General features: G+C 73.2%; 12 protein-coding genes. 3 read left to right on the top strand and 9 right to left on the bottom strand.

Annotated features, from left to right (window positions below):
• Both ADK57_RS25010 and ADK57_RS25005 read left to right on the top strand, forming a co-directional pair.
• Window positions 1–1,071 carry an SPFH domain-containing protein gene (locus ADK57_RS25010; RefSeq protein WP_053751792.1) on the top strand — a complete coding sequence of 357 codons (1,071 nt, stop codon included), beginning with the start codon at window positions 1–3 and terminating at the stop codon, window positions 1,069–1,071.
• Window positions 1,068–1,967, top strand: a complete 900-nt coding sequence (locus ADK57_RS25005; protein ID WP_053751791.1) for an NAD(+)/NADH kinase — start codon at window positions 1,068–1,070, stop codon at window positions 1,965–1,967. Before ADK57_RS25010 ends, ADK57_RS25005 begins: the two co-directional genes overlap by 4 nt.
• A gap of 19 nt (window positions 1,968–1,986) precedes the next feature.
• Here the strand turns inward: ADK57_RS25005 and ADK57_RS25000 are convergent, their stop codons facing one another.
• The 4 genes from ADK57_RS25000 to ADK57_RS24985 form a co-directional block, all read right to left on the bottom strand.
• The gene (locus ADK57_RS25000; protein ID WP_053751790.1) at window positions 1,987–3,771 is read right to left on the bottom strand and encodes an HEXXH motif domain-containing protein; all 1,785 of its coding nucleotides are present in this window, start codon (window positions 3,769–3,771) and stop codon (window positions 1,987–1,989) included.
• Between the two features lie 92 nt (window positions 3,772–3,863).
• Window positions 3,864–4,097, bottom strand: coding sequence for a hypothetical protein (locus tag ADK57_RS24995; protein WP_053751789.1), 234 nt, complete (start codon window positions 4,095–4,097; stop codon window positions 3,864–3,866).
• Between the two features lie 106 nt (window positions 4,098–4,203).
• Window positions 4,204–5,331: an effector-associated domain 2-containing protein gene (locus ADK57_RS24990; RefSeq protein WP_053751788.1), complete on the bottom strand. Its 1,128-nt coding sequence runs from the start codon at window positions 5,329–5,331 to the stop codon at window positions 4,204–4,206.
• Complete coding sequence (locus ADK57_RS24985) at window positions 5,328–6,473, bottom strand: hypothetical protein (protein WP_324612207.1); 1,146 nt, start codon at window positions 6,471–6,473, stop codon at window positions 5,328–5,330. The genes ADK57_RS24990 and ADK57_RS24985 overlap by 4 nt, the downstream gene beginning before the upstream one ends.
• 184 nt (window positions 6,474–6,657) lie before the next feature.
• Here ADK57_RS24985 and ADK57_RS24980 point away from each other — a divergent pair, with 184 nt between their 5' ends.
• On the top strand, window positions 6,658–7,980 hold the full coding sequence (locus tag ADK57_RS24980) for a cation:proton antiporter (protein ID WP_053751786.1): 1,323 nt from the start codon (window positions 6,658–6,660) through the stop codon (window positions 7,978–7,980).
• Window positions 7,981–8,830: 850 nt separating this feature from the next.
• Here the strand turns inward: ADK57_RS24980 and fxsT are convergent.
• From fxsT to ADK57_RS24955, 5 genes are all read right to left on the bottom strand, one after another.
• On the bottom strand, window positions 8,831–13,429 hold the full coding sequence (gene fxsT / locus ADK57_RS24975) for an FxSxx-COOH system tetratricopeptide repeat protein (protein WP_053751785.1): 4,599 nt from the start codon (window positions 13,427–13,429) through the stop codon (window positions 8,831–8,833).
• Complete coding sequence (locus ADK57_RS24970; RefSeq protein WP_053751784.1) at window positions 13,430–14,548, bottom strand: AAA family ATPase; 1,119 nt, start codon at window positions 14,546–14,548, stop codon at window positions 13,430–13,432. It abuts the gene before it with no gap.
• Window positions 14,545–16,083, bottom strand: a complete 1,539-nt coding sequence (locus tag ADK57_RS24965; RefSeq protein WP_053751783.1) for an effector-associated domain 2-containing protein — start codon at window positions 16,081–16,083, stop codon at window positions 14,545–14,547. The genes ADK57_RS24970 and ADK57_RS24965 overlap by 4 nt, the downstream gene beginning before the upstream one ends.
• A 169-nt stretch (window positions 16,084–16,252) precedes the next feature.
• The gene (locus tag ADK57_RS24960) at window positions 16,253–18,796 is read right to left on the bottom strand and encodes a polynucleotide kinase-phosphatase (protein ID WP_053751782.1); all 2,544 of its coding nucleotides are present in this window, start codon (window positions 18,794–18,796) and stop codon (window positions 16,253–16,255) included.
• On the bottom strand, window positions 18,793–20,277 hold the full coding sequence (locus ADK57_RS24955; protein WP_053751781.1) for a 3' terminal RNA ribose 2'-O-methyltransferase Hen1: 1,485 nt from the start codon (window positions 20,275–20,277) through the stop codon (window positions 18,793–18,795). The genes ADK57_RS24960 and ADK57_RS24955 overlap by 4 nt, the downstream gene beginning before the upstream one ends.
• Window positions 20,278–20,286: the final 9 nt, after the last annotated feature.

Genomic DNA, 20,286 nt, shown 5'->3' with positions numbered 1-20,286 from the left:
ATGGCGGACATCATCCGGCGCCTCGGCTGGCGCCACCTGCGCGGCGCACCGACGACGCACATCCGGCACCATCGCGCGGGCCGGCTGGTGCACGACGGACCGGGACTGAGCTTCTGGTTCCGTTCGCTGACCGCCGCGCTGTCGGAGGTCCCGGTCGACGACCGGGAACTGGCGATGACCTTCCACGCCCGTACGTCCGACTTCCAGGACGTGGCGGTGCAGGCGACGGTCACCTACCGGATCAGCGACCCGGGCGTCGCCGCCGCCCGCCTCGACTTCTCCATCGACCCGGACACGGGCGTCTGGCGGGGCACGCCGCTGGAGCAGCTCGGCACGCTGCTCACCGAGACCGCCCAGCAGCACGCGCTGGACGTCCTGGCGCGTACGCCGCTGGCGGCCGCGCTGGTCGACGGCGTGAGCTCGGTCCGCGAGCGGATCGCGGCCGGCCTGGACGCCGAGCCGCGGCTGCCCGCGACCGGCATCGAGGTGGTCGCCGTACGGGTGGTGGCGCTGCGCCCCGAGCCGGAGGTGGAGCGGGCGCTGCGCACCCCGGCCCGCGAGCAGATCCAGCAGGAGGCCGACCGGGCGACCTACCAACGCCGGGCGGTCGCTGTCGAACGCGAACGGGCCATCGCCGAGAACGAGTTGGCCAGTCAGATCGAACTCGCCCGCCGTGAGGAGCAGTTGGTCGACCAGCGCGGCACGAACGCCCGGCGGGAGGCCGAGGAGCACGCGGCGGCGGACGCCGTACGGGCCGAGGCGGAAGCGGCACGGACGGTGCGGCTCGCGGAGGCGGAGGCGGTGCGGGGTGTGAAGCTCGCGGAGGCCGAGGCTGTTCGTGCCGTACGGCTGTCCCGTGCGGAGGCGGAAGGAGCACGCGAGGTCGGCGAGGCGCGGGCGCAGGCGCAGGCCGCGTGGCTGCGGGTGCACGCCGACGTGGACACGGCGACGCTGCACGCGCTCACGGGGACGCGGATCGCGGAGAACCTGCCGCGCATCGAGAGCGTGACGGTGTCGCCGGACGTGCTGACGGGCCTGCTGGCCAAGCTGGGTGCACGGGAGCGGGAGTGAGCCTCGCACCGCGGGCCGTCGTCGTCCATCGCCCCACCGAGTACGAGGAGTTGGTGGCCCGGCACGGCACGCACGGGCAGGCCGCGTTCTTCCTTTCCTCCCGGGGGCGGGACATCGCCGAGCTGGCCGAACGGCACCGCCGGACGCGGCAGGCGCTGGCCGAGGTCGGCGCGGCGGTGCCTCTGACGTGGCGTCAGGCACGCGTGGAGCGGGCGGACTTGGACCGTTTCCTGTTCGCACCCGAGGACGTGGTGGTCGTGGTCGGGCAGGACGGGCTGGTGGCGAACGTCGCCAAGTACCTCGCGGGACAACCGGTGGTGGGCATCGACACGGACCCCGGACGCAACCCCGGGGTGTTGGTCCGGCACCGCCCGCGTGACGCGGCATCGCTCCTGCCGGCCGTCCTCACCCGCTCCGCCGGCGTCGAGGAGCGGACCATGGTCGAGGCCGTCGCCGACGACACCCAGCGGGTCGTCGCGCTCAACGAGATCTGTCTGGGAGCCGTCGGACACCAGACAGCCAGATACCGCCTGGGCCTGGAGGGCGACGGGGGTGTCGTCGAGGCCCAGGCCTCCTCGGGGGTGCTGGTGGGCACGGGCACCGGGGCGACCGGGTGGATCCGCTCGGTCTGGCAGGAGCGCGGCGGTCCCTGGCGCCTGCCCTCCCCCACCGAGTCCCGCCTCCTGTGGTTCGTCCGCGAGGCCTGGCCGTCCCCGGCCACCGGCACATCGCTGGTGGCCGGCGAACTCACCGCGTCGGCCCGTCTGCACCTCACCGTCGAGTCGGAGCGGCTCATCGCCTTCGGGGACGGGATGGAGACGGACTCGGTGGAGCTGACGTGGGGGCAGTCGGTACGGGTGGGGGTGTGCGCGGAGCGGTTGCGGTTGGTGGGGTGAGGAAACGCGCGGGTTCCGGTCAGCCGCTGGGCTGGGGCTGAAGCAGTTCCGGGCGGGCCAGCATGCGGCGGGCCGTGCGGCCGGGGTCGAGGGTGGCGCGGGCGACGATCCAGCCGGCGAGGGCGTGCGGTTCGGCGGGATCGGCGGCCAGTTCGTCGGCGTAACGGGCCAGCGCGGCGCCCGGGTCGCCGGCGGCGAGGTGCTCGTCGGCGGTGTGCGGGACGGTGGGACGGGTCGCGAAGGCATGGGTGCGTAGGTCCGGCCAGGAGGCGCGGTCCAAGCGGAAGCGGGTGGCTGCCGGGTACGCCGCATCGTCCGTCGGAGCCACGTTGCGCAGCCGCCACTCGGTGCGGTGCAGGGCGGCGGCCGTACGGGCACGGGCGAGGGCGGACGCGGGGACCGGCTCCCGCAGCCAGCCGTCCAGCGTGCGCGCCAGACCCGAGACCAGGGCACGCCCCTGAGGGGTCAGACGCCCCTCGGCCAGCAGGGTGCGCACGACGAGCCGACTCTGCAGGCGACGCAACGCGAAGTGGTAACCGGCCTCCTCCTCGACGGCGGCCCGGTCGTCCGGCGGGGCGATCTCGCTGTCCTCCCCACCCGTCCGGCCGTCCCGCGCGACGGCCAACCGGTCCCGCCAGAAGCCCGCGACTCCCGTGAAGGCGTACGCGCCGTGCAGCAGGCCGGTGAGGTGGCGGGGGTCGGGGCGCCAGGGGGCGTAGTAGCGCTCTTCCCGGTCGTCGTCGAGCAGCGGGAAGAGGTGGAGGAGGGCGGCCAGCTTGCTGTGCTGGAACTCGTGGACGAGGGTCTCGGCGAGGGCGAGCGCGGAGGAGGGGCGGGCGATCACCATCGCGCCGAAGGAGTCGCCGCTGGACGCGGAGACCTGGACGGTCGGCGGGGCGGGAGGGTCCGTGCTCGTACGGCCCCAGGGCACGACCGACCGGATCCAGGCCGGGTCGAGCCGCCCGGGCCCGACGCCGCCCGGCACGGCGAGCACCGTGACGGCCCCCTCGAACACCCGCTGCCACGCCTTTGTCTCCGCGGCGTCGAGCCGGGCGGGCGGCAGGGGGTCGTCCAGGTCGCGGTAGGGGTCGAGGTCGTCGAGCGGGATGGCGACGGTACCGGTGGGCGCCGGGTGGGTGAGGGTGCGCAGAGGCAGCCAGGAGGCCGCCGCCGAGCCGTACCCGGCTCCCTCGCTCCCCGACTCGCTCCCCGGCCCGTTCCCCGACCCCGCCGTGCCCGGCCGTATCGTCACGGACGTCGTCACTCCATGGCGCCCCGGCCCCGCAAGAGTCAGCTCTCCCCCGCTCGTGCGGGCCAGCCCGACCGTCAACCCCCCTTCCGCGTCCGGGAGTCGGGCCAAGCCCAGGCCGGGCAGGGTGAGGGCCCCGTCCACCAGAGGGACCCGGAGTTCCGCGTCCGTGCCGGCGTGCAGGGATGCCGTCACCGCCAGGGCGCACAGGTGGCCCGCGTCCGCCCACAGCGGCGGTCCGGACGCGGTGCCGTGGGCCCGGCGCAGGACATGGGCGAGCCAGCCGCCGGTCGCGGGAGCGAGCAGCAGCCGTTCGACCGGGTCGTGCGCCCGCGTCGCCGCCTCTTTGAGGACGTGCCAGGCCTCGGTGGCCGGCGTCAGGGGCGTGGGCAGGGTGGCGAGGCGGTCCAGCAGGGTGCGCAGGAGCAGTAACCGGCGGGCCCGTTCGCCCCGTTCGAGAAAGGCGACGGCCGCCGCGGAGCCGCCGCCCGCGGCCAGTTCCGCGAACAGCCGCTCGGGCATGCGGAACGGGGCGGGGCGCTGCTCACTGCTCATGGGCGGGGGACCTCCGGTCGCGGGTGCGGGCATGCGGGTACCCCGACGGGCGCACGAGGCCTCGTCAGGGTTCTGCCGTCGGGGCGGGCCGCTTATTCGGCCCGGGCACCCCCGTTCCCCTCGCCCCCGCCCCGGATGCTGCTGCGGGCGCGCAGAACCTCCTCGAGAAGACGGGCGTTCGGGTGGAGCGGAGCGAGACCGTCCACGGCGGTCAAGGGCAGCGCCGCGAGGTCCGCCAGATCCGACTCCCAGACGTCGGCATGCCGGGTGGCGGCCGACGCGCGAGCGGTGGCTGCGGGGTGGTGCAGTGCGGGCGGCTGGTCCAAGATGCTCCCCCTTCTCGCACGGTGGCACGCGATGCCCCGTGCCCGTGTCCTTTTCCATCATGGCCATACAAGCCCGGGTCGAAAACCGTACGATCACGCCACTCGATCATTTCCGATCGCTGCGGCGCCTCGCCGAGGCCTCGAATTCACGCAGCGCCGCGTCGAGTTCGTCCCTGCGCTCAGGGTCGTCGTCGAGCGACACCACGGCGTCGAGCAGCTCCCACAGGGCTTCCGGGTGGTGCCGGGCGAGCCCGTTGAGTATGCCGGTGGCATCCGTGCGGGCCTTGGTGTGACGGGGCAGCATCGCGGTGACACGCGGGTTCAACGCGGCGACCACCGTCTGCCGTTCGGTGGGGTCGGCCATCAACGGGTAGGCGAGCAGCGCCTCCACGGCCCTCAGCAGCGGCGAGACCGGCCGCCGCTCGGGGGCCTGGCCTGCCACGGGAACGATCTCGGTGCGTTCGGGGCTCTGGAGCCGGATCTCGGGATACTGCAGAGTACGGCCCGCTTCCCTGAGGGCCGCGATACGTGTCCGTACGGCCGGAAACAGTTCCTCCGGATCGGGCGGGGCGGGCAGAACGGCCGCGCGGTCGGCCAGCAGAGCGAGCAGCACCTCGGAGAAGAGGCCCGTGGCGCGCTCGGCGTCGTTGGCGGCCACCCGGCCGCGCCCGGCGGCCCGCAGCAGGGTCTGCCGGTGGGCGAGGTTGCGCCGCCCCTCGGGCAGCGCGTCGGGCGGCAGGGCCTCCCGGAAACCGAGGGTCTCCTCGAAGCTCTCGCACGCGTCCACGATCCACAACTGCTCGGCGAAGGCGGGCACGGCGTCTCCGGCGTACCGGGCGAGCGCGGAGTCCAGGTCGATGCCCAGCTTGTCGGCGGTGGTCGCGTCGGCGCAGAACAGCCTCAGATGACCGGCCCGGTCGAGGACTCCGTGCCCGCCCCACCACACCCACAGGACGTCACCCTGGGCGAGCGGCAGTTCCCGGACGAGGGCGCGGCGCAGGGTGGCGTGGTCGGCGGGTTCGTACGGGAGATCGGGAACGTACGGCGGCAAAGGGGCGAGGTGGAGCCGGAGCTGGGCGTCCGGCACCCCGGCCCGGCGCAGCAGCCGGTGGAACGCGACGGCGTCCCGGGCCGGCCCCGGCAGGTCCCAGCCGGATCCGGCGTCGTACCTCTCGACGCCGACGATCAGGGCGTGCACCCGGGCGGGATCCACGGCCGGGCCGAGACCCGTCACGGCAGACGGTCCACGATGTGCTGGTACACCGCCGGGTTGGTCCAGTAGGCGCTGTGGGAGGCCGGGAACGGCTGGCGGCTGTCGACGGCGATGTCGGTGACACGGCCCGGGAACAGGCCCGCACCGAGATAGGAGAGCAGGTCGCGCGGGTCGTACAGGTTCAGCCAGTCCGGGACGTGCGGCGGCAGCGGGGCGGGGTGTTCGAGGGTGGGCAGGGAGCCGGACTCGTACAGGAACGGCCCTTGGGAGCCGGCGGTCACCAGGAGGCGGACCTGGGGCATCGGGGCGGAGATCAGGGTGTCCAGGGCGATGATCCCGCCGAGGCTGTGGCAGACCAGGGCGACGGGCGGCTCCAGGCCCGCGACGAGCGTCCGCAGTTCCGCGCGGACCGCCTCGCCGCGGCTGAGGTAACGCAGGATGTCCCCTGCTGCGGGGTGCGCGGCCTCGGTGAGAGCGCGGCGACGGCGTACGACGGCACGGGACGCGGCGGACCCGGCCGCCCGCAGCACCAGGGAGCGCAGCCCGCGTCCCGTGCCCCGGGCCGGTGCGCCGAGGACTTCGGAGAGCCGGTCGACGACCGCGTCCCTGGTGTCGCCGACCGGGACGAGCGGCGCGTCGGCGTCCAGGGCGTCGGCGATGACCCGTGCGGCCAGGCTGCGGGCGGCGAGAAGCGCGAGGTCGTCGGGGACGAGGGCGTCGGCGGCGGGGCCGAGCAGGGGATGGGCGGCGAGGTCGGTGGCGGCGCGGGCGAGCCCTGGGCCCAACTCGGCTGCGGGCGCGTCCCCTTGGGCGGCGAGTGCGGCCAGCTGCGCCTGCAGCTTCTGTTCCGGCGGTACGGAGCCGGGCGGGCGCTCCACGACCGGTTCGGCGCCGGCCGCGGCGAGGGCGAGCTCGGTGTACGGGTCGGCGTAGAGGGCGGCCCAGGCCGCCGCGGTGTCGTCTTCGGCGGCGGCCGGACTCCCGGCGAGACCGAAGCCTCGCGTCGTACCCCCCGCCTGCGCCGGAAGACTGACCCCACCCGCGGCGAGCGTGGCGCCGTGCGCGCCTCCCCAGTAGTACGGCACGATGCGAAGTCCGTCGCGCAGGGCGGTCAGGCCGCCCGCCACGCGCCCCGCAAGCTTCGAGAAGCCTGGTTCACGCACCCCTGTGCCATGAATGAAAACGACCGCCGTCATGTGCCCCCCGTGACACCGGTGCAGCGTTGTGTACGACTCCCGTTACGCCGTCAAGTTACCAGTATCCTAAGGAGGTTGGGGTCGAGCACACGTGCGAGGACCCTCCTGCGGCCGGACAACGGCCCCGACAACGGGACACCCGGGGGACACCATGAGCCCTGACGCGATGATCATGCACTTCGTGGGGGCCTCCGCCCTGATCCTGGTGATCGCACACGCGGCCGGTTGGCTGGCACGGAAGCTGAAACAGCCGTACATCGTCGGTCAGTTGACGGCGGGCATAGCGCTCGGTCCCTCACTGCTCGGCAGCCTCGCACCGGACGCGCACGACAGGCTCTTCCCCGCCGGCATCGGTCCGGCGCTCACGGGGTTCGCGCAGTTCGCCCTGGTGGTGTTCCTGTTCGCGGTGGGCTACGAACTGGACCTGAAGGTCCTCGGCGCACGGGCGCGCACGGCGGTGACGGTGGCACTGGCGGCCTTCGTGGTGCCGATGGCGATCGGCAGCGGCTGTGCGCTGCTGTTCCAGGAGCAGTTACGGGACCTGGGCATGCCTCGCGACCTCTCCCCCGCCATGGTGGTGTTCGCCGGGGTCGCCCTGTCGATAACGGCGGTGCCGGTGCTGACGGCCATAGTGCGGGAGAACGGCCTGGCCCGTACGGTGCCCGGCGTGGTGGCCGTGTCGGCGGCCGGTCTGCTCGATGTGATCGGGTGGACCGTGCTGGCCGGGACGATGATGGAGGGCGGCAGCGGCGAGTACGCGCTGGGGTGGCCGTGGCGGGCGCTGATGGCGATCGGTTTCACCGCGCTGATGCTGGTGGCGGCACGGCCGCTGCTGCGCCGGCTGTTGTGGGGGCCGCGGACGCGGATGGAGCCCTCGCTGCGGCTGGCGTTGCTGATCGGTTTCGCCCTCGGGTCGGCCTGGGTCACGCACTCCCTCGGACTGCATGTCATCTTCGGCGCGCTGCTCGCGGGTGTCGTGGTGCCCCGGGAGGAGGGCGGGACGCTCGATCCTGAGCTGGTGCGCCCGTTGCACGACGTCAGCTCGCTGCTCCTGCCCTTCTTCTTCGTCGTCTCGGGGCAGTCCGTCGCGCTCGACACCATGACCGCCACGGGGTGGATCACCCTGCTCGTGGTGACGGTGCTGGCGGTCACGACGAAGATCGGCAGCGGGACGGCGGCGGCCCGGTTGGGCGGGCTGGACCGGGACGACGCGCGGACCGTCGGGGTCCTGCTCAGCGCCCGCGGCCTGACCGAGCTGATCGCCCTCAACGCGGGCCTCCAGGCGGGTCTGTTGAGCGAGCCGCTCTACACGGTCCTGGTCTTCATGGCCCTGGCCACGACCCTCCTCACCCAGCCCCTGCTCCACCTGGTCCGCCGACTCGCCGCCCACGAACAGCACGTCCTCGATCGACCGCCGGTACCCCCTCACGCCCAGGACGGCACGGCGACGACACCCGTGGCGGACCTGGGCTGACCACGCCCGGCCACGGCTCCCGACCGAAGCGAGGCACACCACGCCCCGGGAGGGGACCGGCCCACCTCACACCGCCGGTTGACCGGCCCATCCCACACCTCCGGCTTGACCGACCCGCCCCACACCACCGGCTTGACCAGCCCACCCCACACCACCGGCTTGACCGACCCGCCCCACACCACCGGGCGGGCGGACCCCCGCAACACCCTCAGCCGGACCGTGCCCCGCCAAACCACCACCGGACCGCGCCACACCACACCCCCGACCGGACCGCTCCACGCCACACCCCGGCCGGACCGGCCCCCCGACAAAAGCCCATTGAGCGTTCGGCCTTGCGCGGCAGCGCCACACAACCCGCCCTCGCCGCCGGTCCACGCCGTCGCACCACCGGCACCCGCCGAGGACACGCAGAAGCCACGCCGAAGAGCCACTGACTGCCCGCGGACGACCGCACAGGTGGTCCGCGCCATCACTCCACCGGCGCCCGCAGGCGCGACCTCACACGTGGTCCACGCCGAAATCCACCGGCCGCCTGCGGCCACGCCCACGTCAGCGCGGACCGGCACGGGCCGACGCGGACCGGCACGGGCCGACGCGGACCGGCACGGGCCGACGCGGGCCGACGCGGACCGGCACGGGCCGACGCGGACCGGCACGGGCCGACGCGGACCGGCACGGGCCGACGCGGACCGGCACGGGCCGACGGCCGGGCACGCAGCGCTCGTGCACACGCCCGCCCATCCCCCGGCCGACGCCCTCTGCCGCTCCGTCACCTGCCAGGCGGGCGTACCCCGCACTTCGCGGCCCGACGCAAGCCCGCGGCGCCCCGGATTCCGCGACCCGCCGGAGGCTAGAGCGGCATCGGCGCCATGTCGCACTCGATGCGCCGGCGCTGGCGGGCGGCCAGCAGCCAGGGATGGTCGGCGCGCAGGACCCGGGTGAAGCCCTCCACGGCCTTGCGCTGGAGTTCGTCCGCCTCCGGGCCGCGACCCAGACCCCGCAGGTCCAGCGCGAGGTTGGCCGTGCAGGACAGGGTCAGCGGGTGTTCCTCGCCCGCCGCCTCGGCGAGCAGCGGCAGATTGGCCTGGTCGATCTCGTGCGCCCGCTCGAAGTCCAGGCGCGCGTAGGCCGTGTTGGCCTGGCCGAGGACGACGGTCAGGGTGAGGACGTGGCGGTCGCCCACCGTCTCGGCCAGCCGGCCGGCCGCGGCGTCCTCCTGTTCCTGCGCGGTGTCGAGGGCCCCGAGTGCCCGGTGCGTGGCGGCCAGGTTGGCCCGGGCCAGCAACGTGTAGGCGTGGTCCTCGCCGAGTCGCTGCTCGTAGCGCCGCAGGGTCACGTCGGCCAGCTGGCGGGAGCTGTCGAGGTCACCGGCCAGCCGCTGGTCGACGGCCAGGTTGATCGCCGTGGACAGCGAGTCGAAGTGGTCGGGGCCGTAGCGGGCGACGAAGTGCCGCAGTGTCTCCTCGGCGAGCTTGGCCGCCTCGGCGAGCGCCCCGTCTCGGCGCCGGCACACCGCGAGGTTGCGGGCGATGCGCAGGGTGAGCGGGTGCTCCTCACCGAGCGCGGTGCGCGCCCGCCGGTGGACGTCCTCCTGGAAGTCGCGGGCACCGGGGTAGTCGCCGCTCTCCCGCATGTCGATGGACAGGCCGTTGAGGGTGTTCAGGGTGAAGAAGCTGGCCGGGCCGAACAGCAGGTCGCGCAGGCGCGCGTTCTCCTGGTCCAGCGGCAGGGCCTCCTTGAACTGTCCGCACAGCCTCAGGTCGACGCCCCAGCTGTGGGTGGCCCGCAGGGTGGCCGGGTCGTCGGAGCCGAACAGGGACCGGGCCAGCTCGGTGGCCTCCTTGCCGAGGTCCCGCGCCTCCTGGAAGCTGCCCTGGTAGCGGCGGGCGTCGGCCATCTCGCACAGGGAGTCGATCAGCTCCTCCGGCTCGACCTCCATCCGGCGGGAGACCTCGAGGGCCTTCTCCGAGAGCGGGACCGACTCGGGGACCTGCCCGATCTGGCGCAGCAGGAACGAGAAGCTCTTCGACATCCGGATGACGTGGATGTCCTCCTCGCCGGATGCGGCGAGCCACGCGCTCCAGGCCTGTCGGCCGAGGTCGGCGGCGCCTTCGTGGTCGCCCCAGTAGTAGAGGAACCAGACGGTGTCGTAGACCAGTTCGCGCACCCATTGGTCGGTGCTGGTGACCGCCTGCGAGGTGAGCACGTGCGGCAGCAGCGCCTGGTAGGCGCGCCACTCCAGTGAGGAACCGTAGGCGCCCGGCTTCGCGGCGGACAGCAGTTGGTGGGCGGCGTCCCGCATGCGGCGGCGCTCGTCACGGCCCAGCTTGGCCAGGAGCACGGTCTGCAGCAGGCGGTGCATCTGCAGGGTGTCGGAGCGCGGGTCCACCTTGATCAGCGAGAACTGGCTGAGGTCGCGCACCGCGCGGTTCAGCCGGATCGACTCGCGCAGCAGCGGGTCGATCTCGGGGGTGATGCTGACGCCCCGGCTGCCCCGCAGCATCGACCGCGGGATGGGCTCGGGCGCCATGCTGGCGCAGATGTCGAGGAGCTGCCTGGCGCCGGGGTTGTTCTGCTGGATCCGCTCCAGCGAGATGTCCCAGGCGGCCGCGACGGAGACCGGGTAGTCGGGGTTGGGGTCGAGTTCGAGGATCTCGGGGCTGCGCTGGTCGAGCAGGTCGAGGTACTCGTCGACGAGCATGCCGGTGACCGCGCGCCAGGCGCCCGCCTGCTCGACGGCGAGCGGCAGGTCGCCCAGGGCCTCGGCGAGCCGGTCGGCGTCCTCGGGACTCAGGTCGGGCGAGCGTTTCTGGAGGAGCTCGATGGACTCCTCGCGCTCGAACACGTTGACGGGCAGCGGGGTGGCGACCCGTTCCCATGCCCGGTTCCGGGAGGTGACGATGACCTTGCCGGGCCCGTTGGTGGGGAAGTAGTTGCGCACCGCCTCGACGTCCTCCGCGTTGTCGAAGACGAGCAGCCAGTTGTCGTACGGCGCTCCGGTGCGCAGTGCCTCCAGTACGGCGGGCACGGCGGTGTTGGCGGCGGGCGCGCCGAGGCTGTCCTGGCCGGTCGGGGCGACGCCCAGCTGGGCGGCCAGACTGGCGAGGGCTGCCAGGATGAGGCTCTCGCGCTCGGCGGGGATCCAGCAGATCACCTTGTAGTCGTGCTGGTGCGTGTAGATGTACTCCAGCGCGAGCTGGGACTTGCCGACGCCGCCGAGGCCGTGCAGTGCGTGCGGCAGCACGGCCGCGGTGTCCTGGGCGCTGAGCTGCTCCTCCACGGACCTCAGCAGCGTCTGGCGGCCGACGAACGACGTGTTCCTGAGGGGAACGTTCACCAGAAGAGCCGGTGTTTCGGTCGTGGTGCGCTGCATGAGCTGCTCAGCCTCCGGGGCTTCTTGTTGGTTCTCGTCGGTTACCAGGCTCTGCACGGGGGGTTCTCCAGGTCCGTCGGGGACGTCTGCTGGATCCCTGCCTTCTCCGCCGCCGGATGATCCCCCGCCGCCCGCGTGGTTCACCTCAGGGAGTGAGCCCACGGGCAAACGGGCAGGCACCCGTTCGGCGGCACCGGATCCGAGCCTGGCGAGGTTGGGTTCGATGCGTTTGGCGCGTTCGGAGTACGGTCCCGACAGTGCGCGCATCACGGCCAGTTCGCTGCGCACCCAGCCGTGCTCGGCGGGGTCGGGCAGTGTGGTGCCGGCCGGGTCGCGCAGGGCGGCACGCAGCGCGAGGCCGCGCTCGCCGGCGGCGGGCAGCTCGCCCACCACGCTGACGGTGCGGGCGAGTTGGCTGCGGGTGGTGGTGGCCAGCAGCGCCTCGCGCACCCCTTCGGCGAACTCGGGCCGGCCCTCGCCGCCGCTGTCCCAGTCGATCAGCCCGCCCATCAGGATCTCGGCGAGGTGGTCGGGGCCGGTCTCCGGCATGGTGCGCCGTCGCAGCTGTTCCACGAGGTCGAACTCGAAGGGAATGGCGGCGAGTTGGGTGGCGAGCCGACGTGCGGCGGGGGTGGCGAGGGTGAAGAATCTGCGGACGGCGGCGGTGGCGGCGCGTGGGAAGCGCGGGGCGCGCAGTCCGGGCGCGGGGGCACCCTTGGTGAGGGTGCCGGCCAGGACGACGGGCAGCGCGCGGCGTACGCCACGCTCTGAGGTGACGAGGTCGGCCCAGGCCGAGACGGAACCGGCCTTCAGGGACAGCACGGGCACCGGCACCGAGCCGTCGCCCGCCGCAGGCAGCGGGCGCAGCGGGTCGGGGCCGCCGGGCGGCGCCCAGTGGGCGAGGCCGTTGTTGGCGGCGCCGAAGCCTCCGGCCTCCAGGACGGCCTGGTAGGGGTAGAGCGAGGAGCGGTGGCGCAGGTGCGGCGGCAGCAGGTGGACGAGGGCGGTGGGACCCGCATGGGCGAGTCGGCCGAGCAGCTCGTCTGCGGCGGACGCGGCCCAGCCGTGGGCGAGGCCGTCGGTGACGACGAGGAAGATCCGGCCGCCGCGTCCGTCGAGGAGTTCGGCGGGGTCGGCGGCGGCCCGTCCGGTGCTCCAGCGCAGGGTTGCGGCGCCGGTGCGCGGCACGTTCACCCGGACCGTGCGCACTCCCCGGAATGCGCCGCTGTGCTCGGCGGCCCGGGCGAGGTGGGACGCGGCCTCCTCCCAGATCCGCATGGTGGGCGCGTCGTCGACGAGCAGCATGAGGTCGAAGGCGGAGGTGCGGGCGGGCCGCAGAAAGGGCAGCCACATGCCGTCGGCAAGGCCCTGCTCGGCGGTGGTCTCCTCGTCGAGCTCCAGGGTGTCGCGGGAGGGGATGCGCCGGGCGAGCTGGTGCAGGGCGCGGGCGAGCAGGGCCGTGGCCCGGCCGGTCCCCTGCTGGGGGCGGTCGTCGGGCAGCAGGGGGCGCCCCACGTGCAGCGCGAACGGCCCTTCGGGGTGGGGTAACAGCCGGGCGGGTACGGACAGTTCGTCCCTCGCGCCGTCGGTGTCCGGCGGGCCGGGCCGGTGCGCGGGGCCCCGGGGCGGCGGGGCCTGCAGGCCGAGGGGGTCGGCGTCGGCGGGCGAGCGCCGCGGCCGTCGCGGGGCGTCCGCGGCAGGCGGGGCCGCGGGGCTCGCCTCGTCGATCGCGGGCGCGTCGGGGCGTCGTACGGCGTCGGCGTCCGTGCGGGTGGACGACGGGGGCGTGGGTGTGGACTCGGGCCCCTGCGCCGCGCCTTCCCCTGGCGGGCGGTCGTGGCGGGACCAGTGGGCGGCGAGCCAGACCGCGTCGGCGACCTCCTGCCAGCGCGGCGTGGACTGTTCCTCGGCGTAGGGGGGCCGGGCCGGTGCGTCCTGGTCCAGGGCGGCGGAGAACGTCGCTCCGTGCTCTCGCGTGTACTCGACGGACTCGGAGAACGCCGAAGGAGGCGACGACCCCGATACGGGACCTCCGTCGCCGAGCCCGGACGCGCGCTCCCTGGGAAAGCCGGTCATTCAGCGGCCCTTCGCGAGGTCGCGGAGCAGCATTTCCACGAGCTTACGCCCGTCACCATCCGCCTGGAAACCACCCGCGGTAGTCATCTGGACAGCGTTGAGTAGCTGGTCCAGGGAGTGGGTTCCGCCGGCCTGGACCCGCTGAACGAACAGGTCGACCAGGTCTTCGGTGCCCTGCGGGCGGCCTTCGAGGTGCCGTTCGACCATGGCCAGGAGTTGCTCCCGGGTGGGGGTGCGCATCTCCAGCGGCAGGCAGCGCCGGCGGAAGGCCGCGGGGAATTCGCGTTCTCCGTTGCTGGTGATCACCACGACCGGGAACTCCCGGCACTCGACACGTCCGCCGCGCACCAGCGCATGGCCCCCGGGATCGCTGGTGTGGACGCGCGCGGTGTCCGCGGCGTCGCGCACCAGCTCCGGGACGTCATAGCTTCCGTTCTCCAGGACGTGCAACAGGTCGTTCGGCAGGTCGATGTCGCTCTTGTCGAGCTCGTCGACGAGAAGCACACGGGGACGATCGTAGGGCAGCAGGGCTGTGCCGAGGGGACCCAGGGTGATGAAGTCGCCGAGGAACGGCGGGAGTTGACGATCTCTTGACAAGAGACCCGGGTTGACGTCCTCGACCGCCCCCGCCACGTCGGCCGCCCCCGCCACGTCGGCCGCCGCGCCCTCGGGGCCGCCCGCGTCCCGCAGTCCGGCCTGCCAGGCGGCGATGGCCTGGGCGCGTCCCATGGCGTCGTGGACGTACAGGCCGTCGCGCAGGGTCGTACGGCTGACGATGTTCCACTCCAGGACCCGGCCCAGGCCCAGTTCACGGGAGATCAGGTAGGCGAGGGTGGACTTGCCGACGCCGGGCGGGCCGGTGATCAGCAGGGGCCGGCGCAGCAGCAGGGCGGCGTTGACGGTGTCGATCTCGTCCGGGCCGAGCTGCGGGGTGATGTCGCCGGGGCCCAGGCGGCGCAGGGCGGCCTCCGGGTCGTCCGGCGGCGTGGGCTGGAGCGGGTCGCCGCGGAAGCTGCGCCAGGGCGGCGGCTCCGGCAGCCGGGGCGGGACGGCCGGGGCGCTGCCCGTGGCGTGAAAGACGCGCCAGCCGTTCGGGGACGTCCGCTCGTGCGCGCTCATGCCGGTGCCTCCTCGCCGGCGAGATCGCCGGGGTCGATGTCAACGAGTCGGGTGGGATCGTCCCAGAAGAAGCCGATGTGCCGGCCCAGGAGCCGGCTCGGCCCCTGGGTGTGCGACTCGGCCTTCTGCCGCAGTCTGTGAATGGCTGTCGGAATTCGGGCAGGCGTCGGCACGGCGGCGAACACGGCGGTCACCACCTCCCGGCGTTCCTCGTCGAAAACACCTCTGCGGTCCCAGACCGCGAGTCCGATCCCCTCCGCGATGGCGGCCTTGAGCGCCTCCAGGGCAAGGCGGTCGGCCGGGGCGTCCAGCACCACGGCCGTATGTCTGTTCTCCCCGGCAAGTACGGCCTGCCATGCGTCGAGGCGCCCACCATCCGGTTCACTCCAGCCGTGGACCGTGACCCCGTGCTCCCGCAGGGTGCGCCACCGCTCCCTCCACTGCTCCCTGACCAGCGCGTCGTTGCTGCGCATGCGCTCCAGGCTCCGCAAGTGCACCCCGTACTTCAGCCCGAGCGGCAGCGGCCGCCCGTCGCCGATCCGGTGGGTCAGCCCGGCCACATCGTGGTTGAGGAGGTCGTACGGCAGGACGAACTCGATGTACGGCGGTGGCTGCACGCGTCCGCCCGGTTCGGGCTCGCGCGGCACCGTCCAGAGCCGGGCGCCCTGCCTGAGCGCCTGCTCGACGGCGGTGCCGAGGCCGTCGAGGGTGGTGGTGGCCGGCTCGCCGGGCTGGGGGTTCCAGTGTCCGGGGACCGTGTTGAGCCAGGGGCGTACGACGATCTCGTCGGTGCCGTCCCGGGCCGGCTCGACCGCCACGATGAGGCAGCAGGGAATGTCGGGGTCGCTCGCCACGCCGACGCGCGCCGCCCTGCGCCGCTCCAGTTCCTGGGTCAGACCGGCGCGCCCGGCCCAGTCGTCGGTCCAGCCGGACAGGGCGGCGCGATGGCTGGGGGCCAGGGCCAGCCGGGCCGCGCGGTCCAGGAGGAGCACGGCGGGCGGCAGGCCGTCGGGCTGGGTGTTCCACTCCAGGACGTGTGTGAAGAGCTGTTCCGGTAAGAGCCCCGTGGGCAGGTCGAGTCCGTTGAGTTCCCCGACCAGGTCGTCCCGCAGCCGGCTCGCGGAGATCTCGCCCTTGGCCAGGACGGCACGGGCGCTGCTCTCGTCGTCACGGCTGAGCGGGCCGAGCGGCGTCTCGGAGGCGGCGGCCGGGAAGGGGTCGATCAGCCGGTCGAGTTCGTCGCCCGCCGGGTTTCCTTCGAGGAGACGGACCACCCCGACCAGTACGCGTTCCCCGCCCGCCACGTTCAACGCGACCCGGACCAGCGCCACCACGTCGTCACGCTGTCGGACACCACGTACGTCGACCGGCCGGCCGAGGTACTGTCCGAGGAGCGTGGCGAACTGGCGGCGACTCTCGGAGTCCTCCGTGCAGCTCAGCTCGCACAGGCCGTCGGTCAGGTCCTGGAGGAGCTGCAGTGCCTGCGGGCGCGCGGAACCGTCCTCGGGCCTGCCGAACCCCGCGCCTGTCTTCACCGACTGTCCCCCATGAAGCCGGTATGCCTGCCTGACCGACCTGCGAAGTTAGCACGGCAACTGGCGGTTAACCAGGGACAAGCGGGGCCGCGCGGGTCGAAGTCCGGCCGAGCGCCCTCCAGTTGGGCGACTCGGCCGAAAACCGACCCTCACAGATCCCAGTGGCCGACTACAGCCTCGGGTCCACCGGCTCCGACTCCAGCGCCAGCACCCCGAACACGGCCTCGTGCACCCGCCACAGCGGCTCCCCCTCGGCCAGCCGGTCGAGCGCCTCCAGGCCGAGCGCGTACTCGCGGATCGCCAGCGACCGCTTGTGGTTCAGGAACCGGCCGCGGAGCCGGGTGAGGTTGTCCGGGCGCGTGTACTCCGGACCGTAGATGATCCGCAGGTACTCGCGGCCGCGGCACTTGATGCCGGGCTGCACGAGACGTCCCTCCGGGCTGCGGACCATCGCGCCGACCGGCTTGACGACCATGCCCTCGCCGCCGCGTCCGGTCATCTCCAGCCACCAGTCGACGCCCGCCCGCACCGACTCCGGGTCCCCGGTGTCGACGTACAGGCGCCGGGTGGTCTGCAGCAGACCCGTGGCGTCGTGCTCCACGAGCCGGTCCAGCAGGGCCAGTTGCTCGTCGTGCGGCAGTCCGGCGAGGCTGCGGCCCTGGACGGCGAGGATCTGGAACGGTGCCAGGCGGACGCCGTCGAGACCGTCCGTGGTCCAGCAGTAGCGCCGGTAGGCGTCCGTGAACTTCGAGGCGGCGTCGGCCCGTTCGCGCTGACGGGTCAGCAGGTCCGACACATCGACTCCGCGTGCCGCCGCGCCCTCCAGGGCCGCCACGGCTCCCGGGAAGACCGCGCCGGACGCGGCACCCACGGCGGCGTACTGCGACCGCAGCAGACCGGAGGCCTTCAGCGACCACGGCATCAGCTCGGCGTCCAACAGGAGCCAGTCGGTGTCCAGTTCGGCCCACAGGCCGGCCTCGCCGATCGCCGTCCTGAGGCGGCCGAGGATCTCCTCGGTCACCGACGCGTCGTCGAAGAACGGGCGGCCGGTGCGTGTGTAGAGGGAACCCGTCGGGCCGTCGACCCCGAAGCGATTGCGGGCCGCCTCGGCGTCCCGGCACACCAGGGCCACCGCCCGCGAGCCCATGTGCTTCTCCTCGCACACGACCCGCTCGACGCCGTCCTCCTTGTACTGGGCGAAGGCCTCTGCCGGGTGCTCCAGGTAGCCCTCGATGTGCGAGGTGGCGGTCGGCGCCATGGTCGGCGGAAGGTACGGCAGCAGCCGCGGGTCCACCGCGAAACGGCTCATGACCTCCAGGGCCGCCGCGGCGTTCTCCTCCCGGACCGCCACCCGGCCCGCGTGCCGTGTCTCCACGACCCGGCGGCCGTGCACGTCCGCGAGGTCGAGCGGGCGTCCGTCGTTTCCGCCCGGCGCTTCGCTGCGCAGCGGCTTCGTCGGCTCGTACCAGACCTGCTCCGCCGGTACGTCGACCAGCTCGCGCTCCGGCCAGCGCAGCGCGGTGAGCTTGCCGCCGAAGACGGCGCCGGTGTCCAGGCAGATGGTGTTGTTGAGCCACGTGGCTTCGGGGACCGGAGTGTGGCCGTAGACCACGGCCGCTCGGCCCCGGTAGTCCTCCGCCCACGGATAGCGCACCGGCAGCCCGAACTCGTCGGTCTCGCCGGTGGTGTCGCCGTACAGGGCGTGCGAGCGGACCCGGCCGGAGGTGCGGCCGTGGTACTTCTCCGGCAGACCGGCGTGGCAGACGACGAGCCTGCCGCCGTCGAGGACGTAGTGGCTGACCAGCCCGTCGATAAACTCCCGGACCTCGGCGACGAACTCCTCGCTCTCGCAGTCCATCTGCTCGATGGTCTCGGCGAGTCCGTGGGTGTGCTGGACCTTGCGGCCCTTGAGGTAACGGCCGTACTTGTTCTCGTGGTTGCCGGGCACACACAGGGCGTTGCCCGACTTCACCATCGACATGACGCGCCGCAGCACGCCCGGGCTGTCCGGGCCGCGGTCGACGAGGTCGCCGACGAAGACCGCGGTGCGGCCCTCCGGGTGGACGCCGTCGGTGTAGCCCAGCTTGCCGAGCAGCGTCTCCAGTTCGAAGGCGCAGCCGTGGATGTCGCCGACGATGTCGAAGGGGCCGGTGAGGTGGGTCAGGTCGTTGAAGCGCTTCTCGGTGACGACGGTGGCGTTCTCGATGTCCTCGACGCCTCGGAGGATGTGCACCTTCCGAAAGCCCTCGCGCTCCAAGTGCCGCACGGAGCGGCGGAGTTCGCGGATGTGGCGGCCGATCACGCGCCGTGGCATGTCGGCACGGTCGGTGCGGGCCGCGTTGCGCTCGGCGCACACCTCCTCCGGCACGTCGAGCACGATGGCGATGGGCAGCACGTCGTGCTTCTTGGCGAGGTCGATCAGCTGCCGACGCGAGTCCTGCTGCACGCTGGTGGCGTCCACGACCGTGCGGCGGCCGGCGGCCAGCCGCTTGCCCGCGATGTAGTGCAGGACGTCGAAGGCGTCCCGGGTCGCGCTCTGGTCGTTCTCGTCGTCGGAGACCAGGCCTCGGCAGAAGTCGGAGGAGATGATCTCGGTCGGCTTGAAGTGCCGGTGCGTGAAGGTGGACTTGCCGGAGCCGGAGGCGCCGACGAGGACGACCAGGGAGAGGTCGGTGACGGGGAGGACCCGTCCCTTGTTCTGCGTCTCGGTCATGCTGCCTTCGCCTCCTTCTCGTGCACGGTCTTGACACCGGCTGCGCCCATGGAAAAAACGGCCATCTGTGTGGGCGGGCCCACCTCGGGGTCGTCGGGCCCGACCGGTACGAACTCCACGTCGTATCCGTGCCGTCCGGCCACCGCGTCCGCCCATTCCCGGAACTCGGCGCGCGTCCACTCGAAGCGGTGGTCGCCGTGCCGGACGTGTCCGGCCGGAAGGCTCTCCCACCGCACGTTGTACTCGACGTTGGGCGTGGTCACCAGCACGGTCCGGGGACGGGCCGAGCCGAACACCGCGTACTCCAGGGCCGGCAGCCTCGGCAGGTCGAGATGCTCGATCACCTCGCTCAGCACGGCGGCGTCGTACCCCTTGAGCCGGTTGTCGGTGTACGACAGCGAGCTCTGGAAGAGCTGGACGCGCGAGGCCTGCCGCTCCCCCATGCGGTCCAGCTTCAGCCGACGGGAGGCGATGGTGAGCGCCCGCATCGACACGTCGGTGCCGACGATCTCGGTGAACCGCGGGTCCTTGAGCAGGGCCTGCACCAACTGGCCCTGCCCGCAGCCGAGGTCGAGCACCCGGGCGGCGCCGGACGCCTGGAGCGCGGCGACGATCGCGTCCCGGCGCTGCACGGCGAGCGGGGTCGGCTTCTCCTCCGTCTCGGCCTCCGCCTCGACGGCGTTGTCGATCTCCTCGACCTCCGTGTCGTCGGCCTCGGCCAGCCGCACGAGCTCCAGCCGCTCCATGGCCTGCCGGGTCAGCGACCAGCGGCGCGACAGATAGCGGCTGGTGATCAGCTTCTGCTCCGGGTGCTCGGGCAGCCAGCCCTCACCGGCCCGCAGCAGCTTGTCGACCTCGTCGGGAGCCACCCAGTAGTGCTTGGCGTCGTCGAGGACGGGGAGCAGGACGTACAGGTGCCGCAGGGCCTCGGCGAGGGTCAGCGCGTCCGACTCCAGTACGAGGCGCACGTACCGCGAGTCGCCCCACTCCGGGAACTCGCTGTCCAGCGCGACCGGTTCGGCGGTCACCGCCCAGCCGAGCGGCTCGAAGAGACTTCGTACGAGATCCGGGCCGCCCCTGGCCGGAAGCGCGGGCACCTCGATGCGCAACGGCCTGGTCCGCCCGGCCGCTTCGGGCCTGGCGTTGCACACGCCCCGCATCGCACTGGAGAAGACGGCACTCAGCGCCACGGCCATGAGCGAGGAGGCGGCGTACGGGCGGTCGTTGACGTACTGCGCGAGCGCCGCGTCGGGAGCGCCGCCGCGCCCCTTGCCCTTGCCGCGCCTGACCAGTGCCACCGCGTCGACCTCCAACAGCAGCGCCGCCGTGCAGCGCTCGGTGTCCGCCTCGGGGTAGAGGACGTGCGCCTTGCCGTAGGACGTGGAGAACGCCTGCGCCTTCTCGGGATGCTTGTGCAGCAGGAAGCCGAGATCGGTGGCGGGGCGTTCGGGGGTGCCGGTGGTACTGATCGTCAGGAACATACGGAGGCC

Source organism: Streptomyces sp. MMG1533 (assembly GCF_001279775.1).
GTDB lineage: Bacteria > Actinomycetota > Actinomycetes > Streptomycetales > Streptomycetaceae > Streptomyces.
The sequence above is the reverse complement of the archived record's forward strand: the minus strand, read 5'-3'. Positions and strand labels throughout refer to the sequence as shown.

Coding starts and splice junctions, on each gene's coding strand:
- ADK57_RS24960 (WP_053751782.1), bottom strand. CDS start 18,796: ATGACCGAGACGCAGAACAAGGGACGGGTCCTCCCCGTCACCGACCTC.
- fxsT (WP_053751785.1), bottom strand. CDS start 13,429: ATGACCGGCTTTCCCAGGGAGCGCGCGTCCGGGCTCGGCGACGGAGGT.
- ADK57_RS25000 (WP_053751790.1), bottom strand. CDS start 3,771: ATGAGCAGTGAGCAGCGCCCCGCCCCGTTCCGCATGCCCGAGCGGCTG.
- ADK57_RS24980 (WP_053751786.1), top strand. CDS start 6,658: ATGAGCCCTGACGCGATGATCATGCACTTCGTGGGGGCCTCCGCCCTG.
- ADK57_RS24955 (WP_053751781.1), bottom strand. CDS start 20,277: ATGTTCCTGACGATCAGTACCACCGGCACCCCCGAACGCCCCGCCACC.
- ADK57_RS25010 (WP_053751792.1), top strand. CDS start 1: ATGGCGGACATCATCCGGCGCCTCGGCTGGCGCCACCTGCGCGGCGCA.
- ADK57_RS24970 (WP_053751784.1), bottom strand. CDS start 14,548: ATGAGCGCGCACGAGCGGACGTCCCCGAACGGCTGGCGCGTCTTTCAC.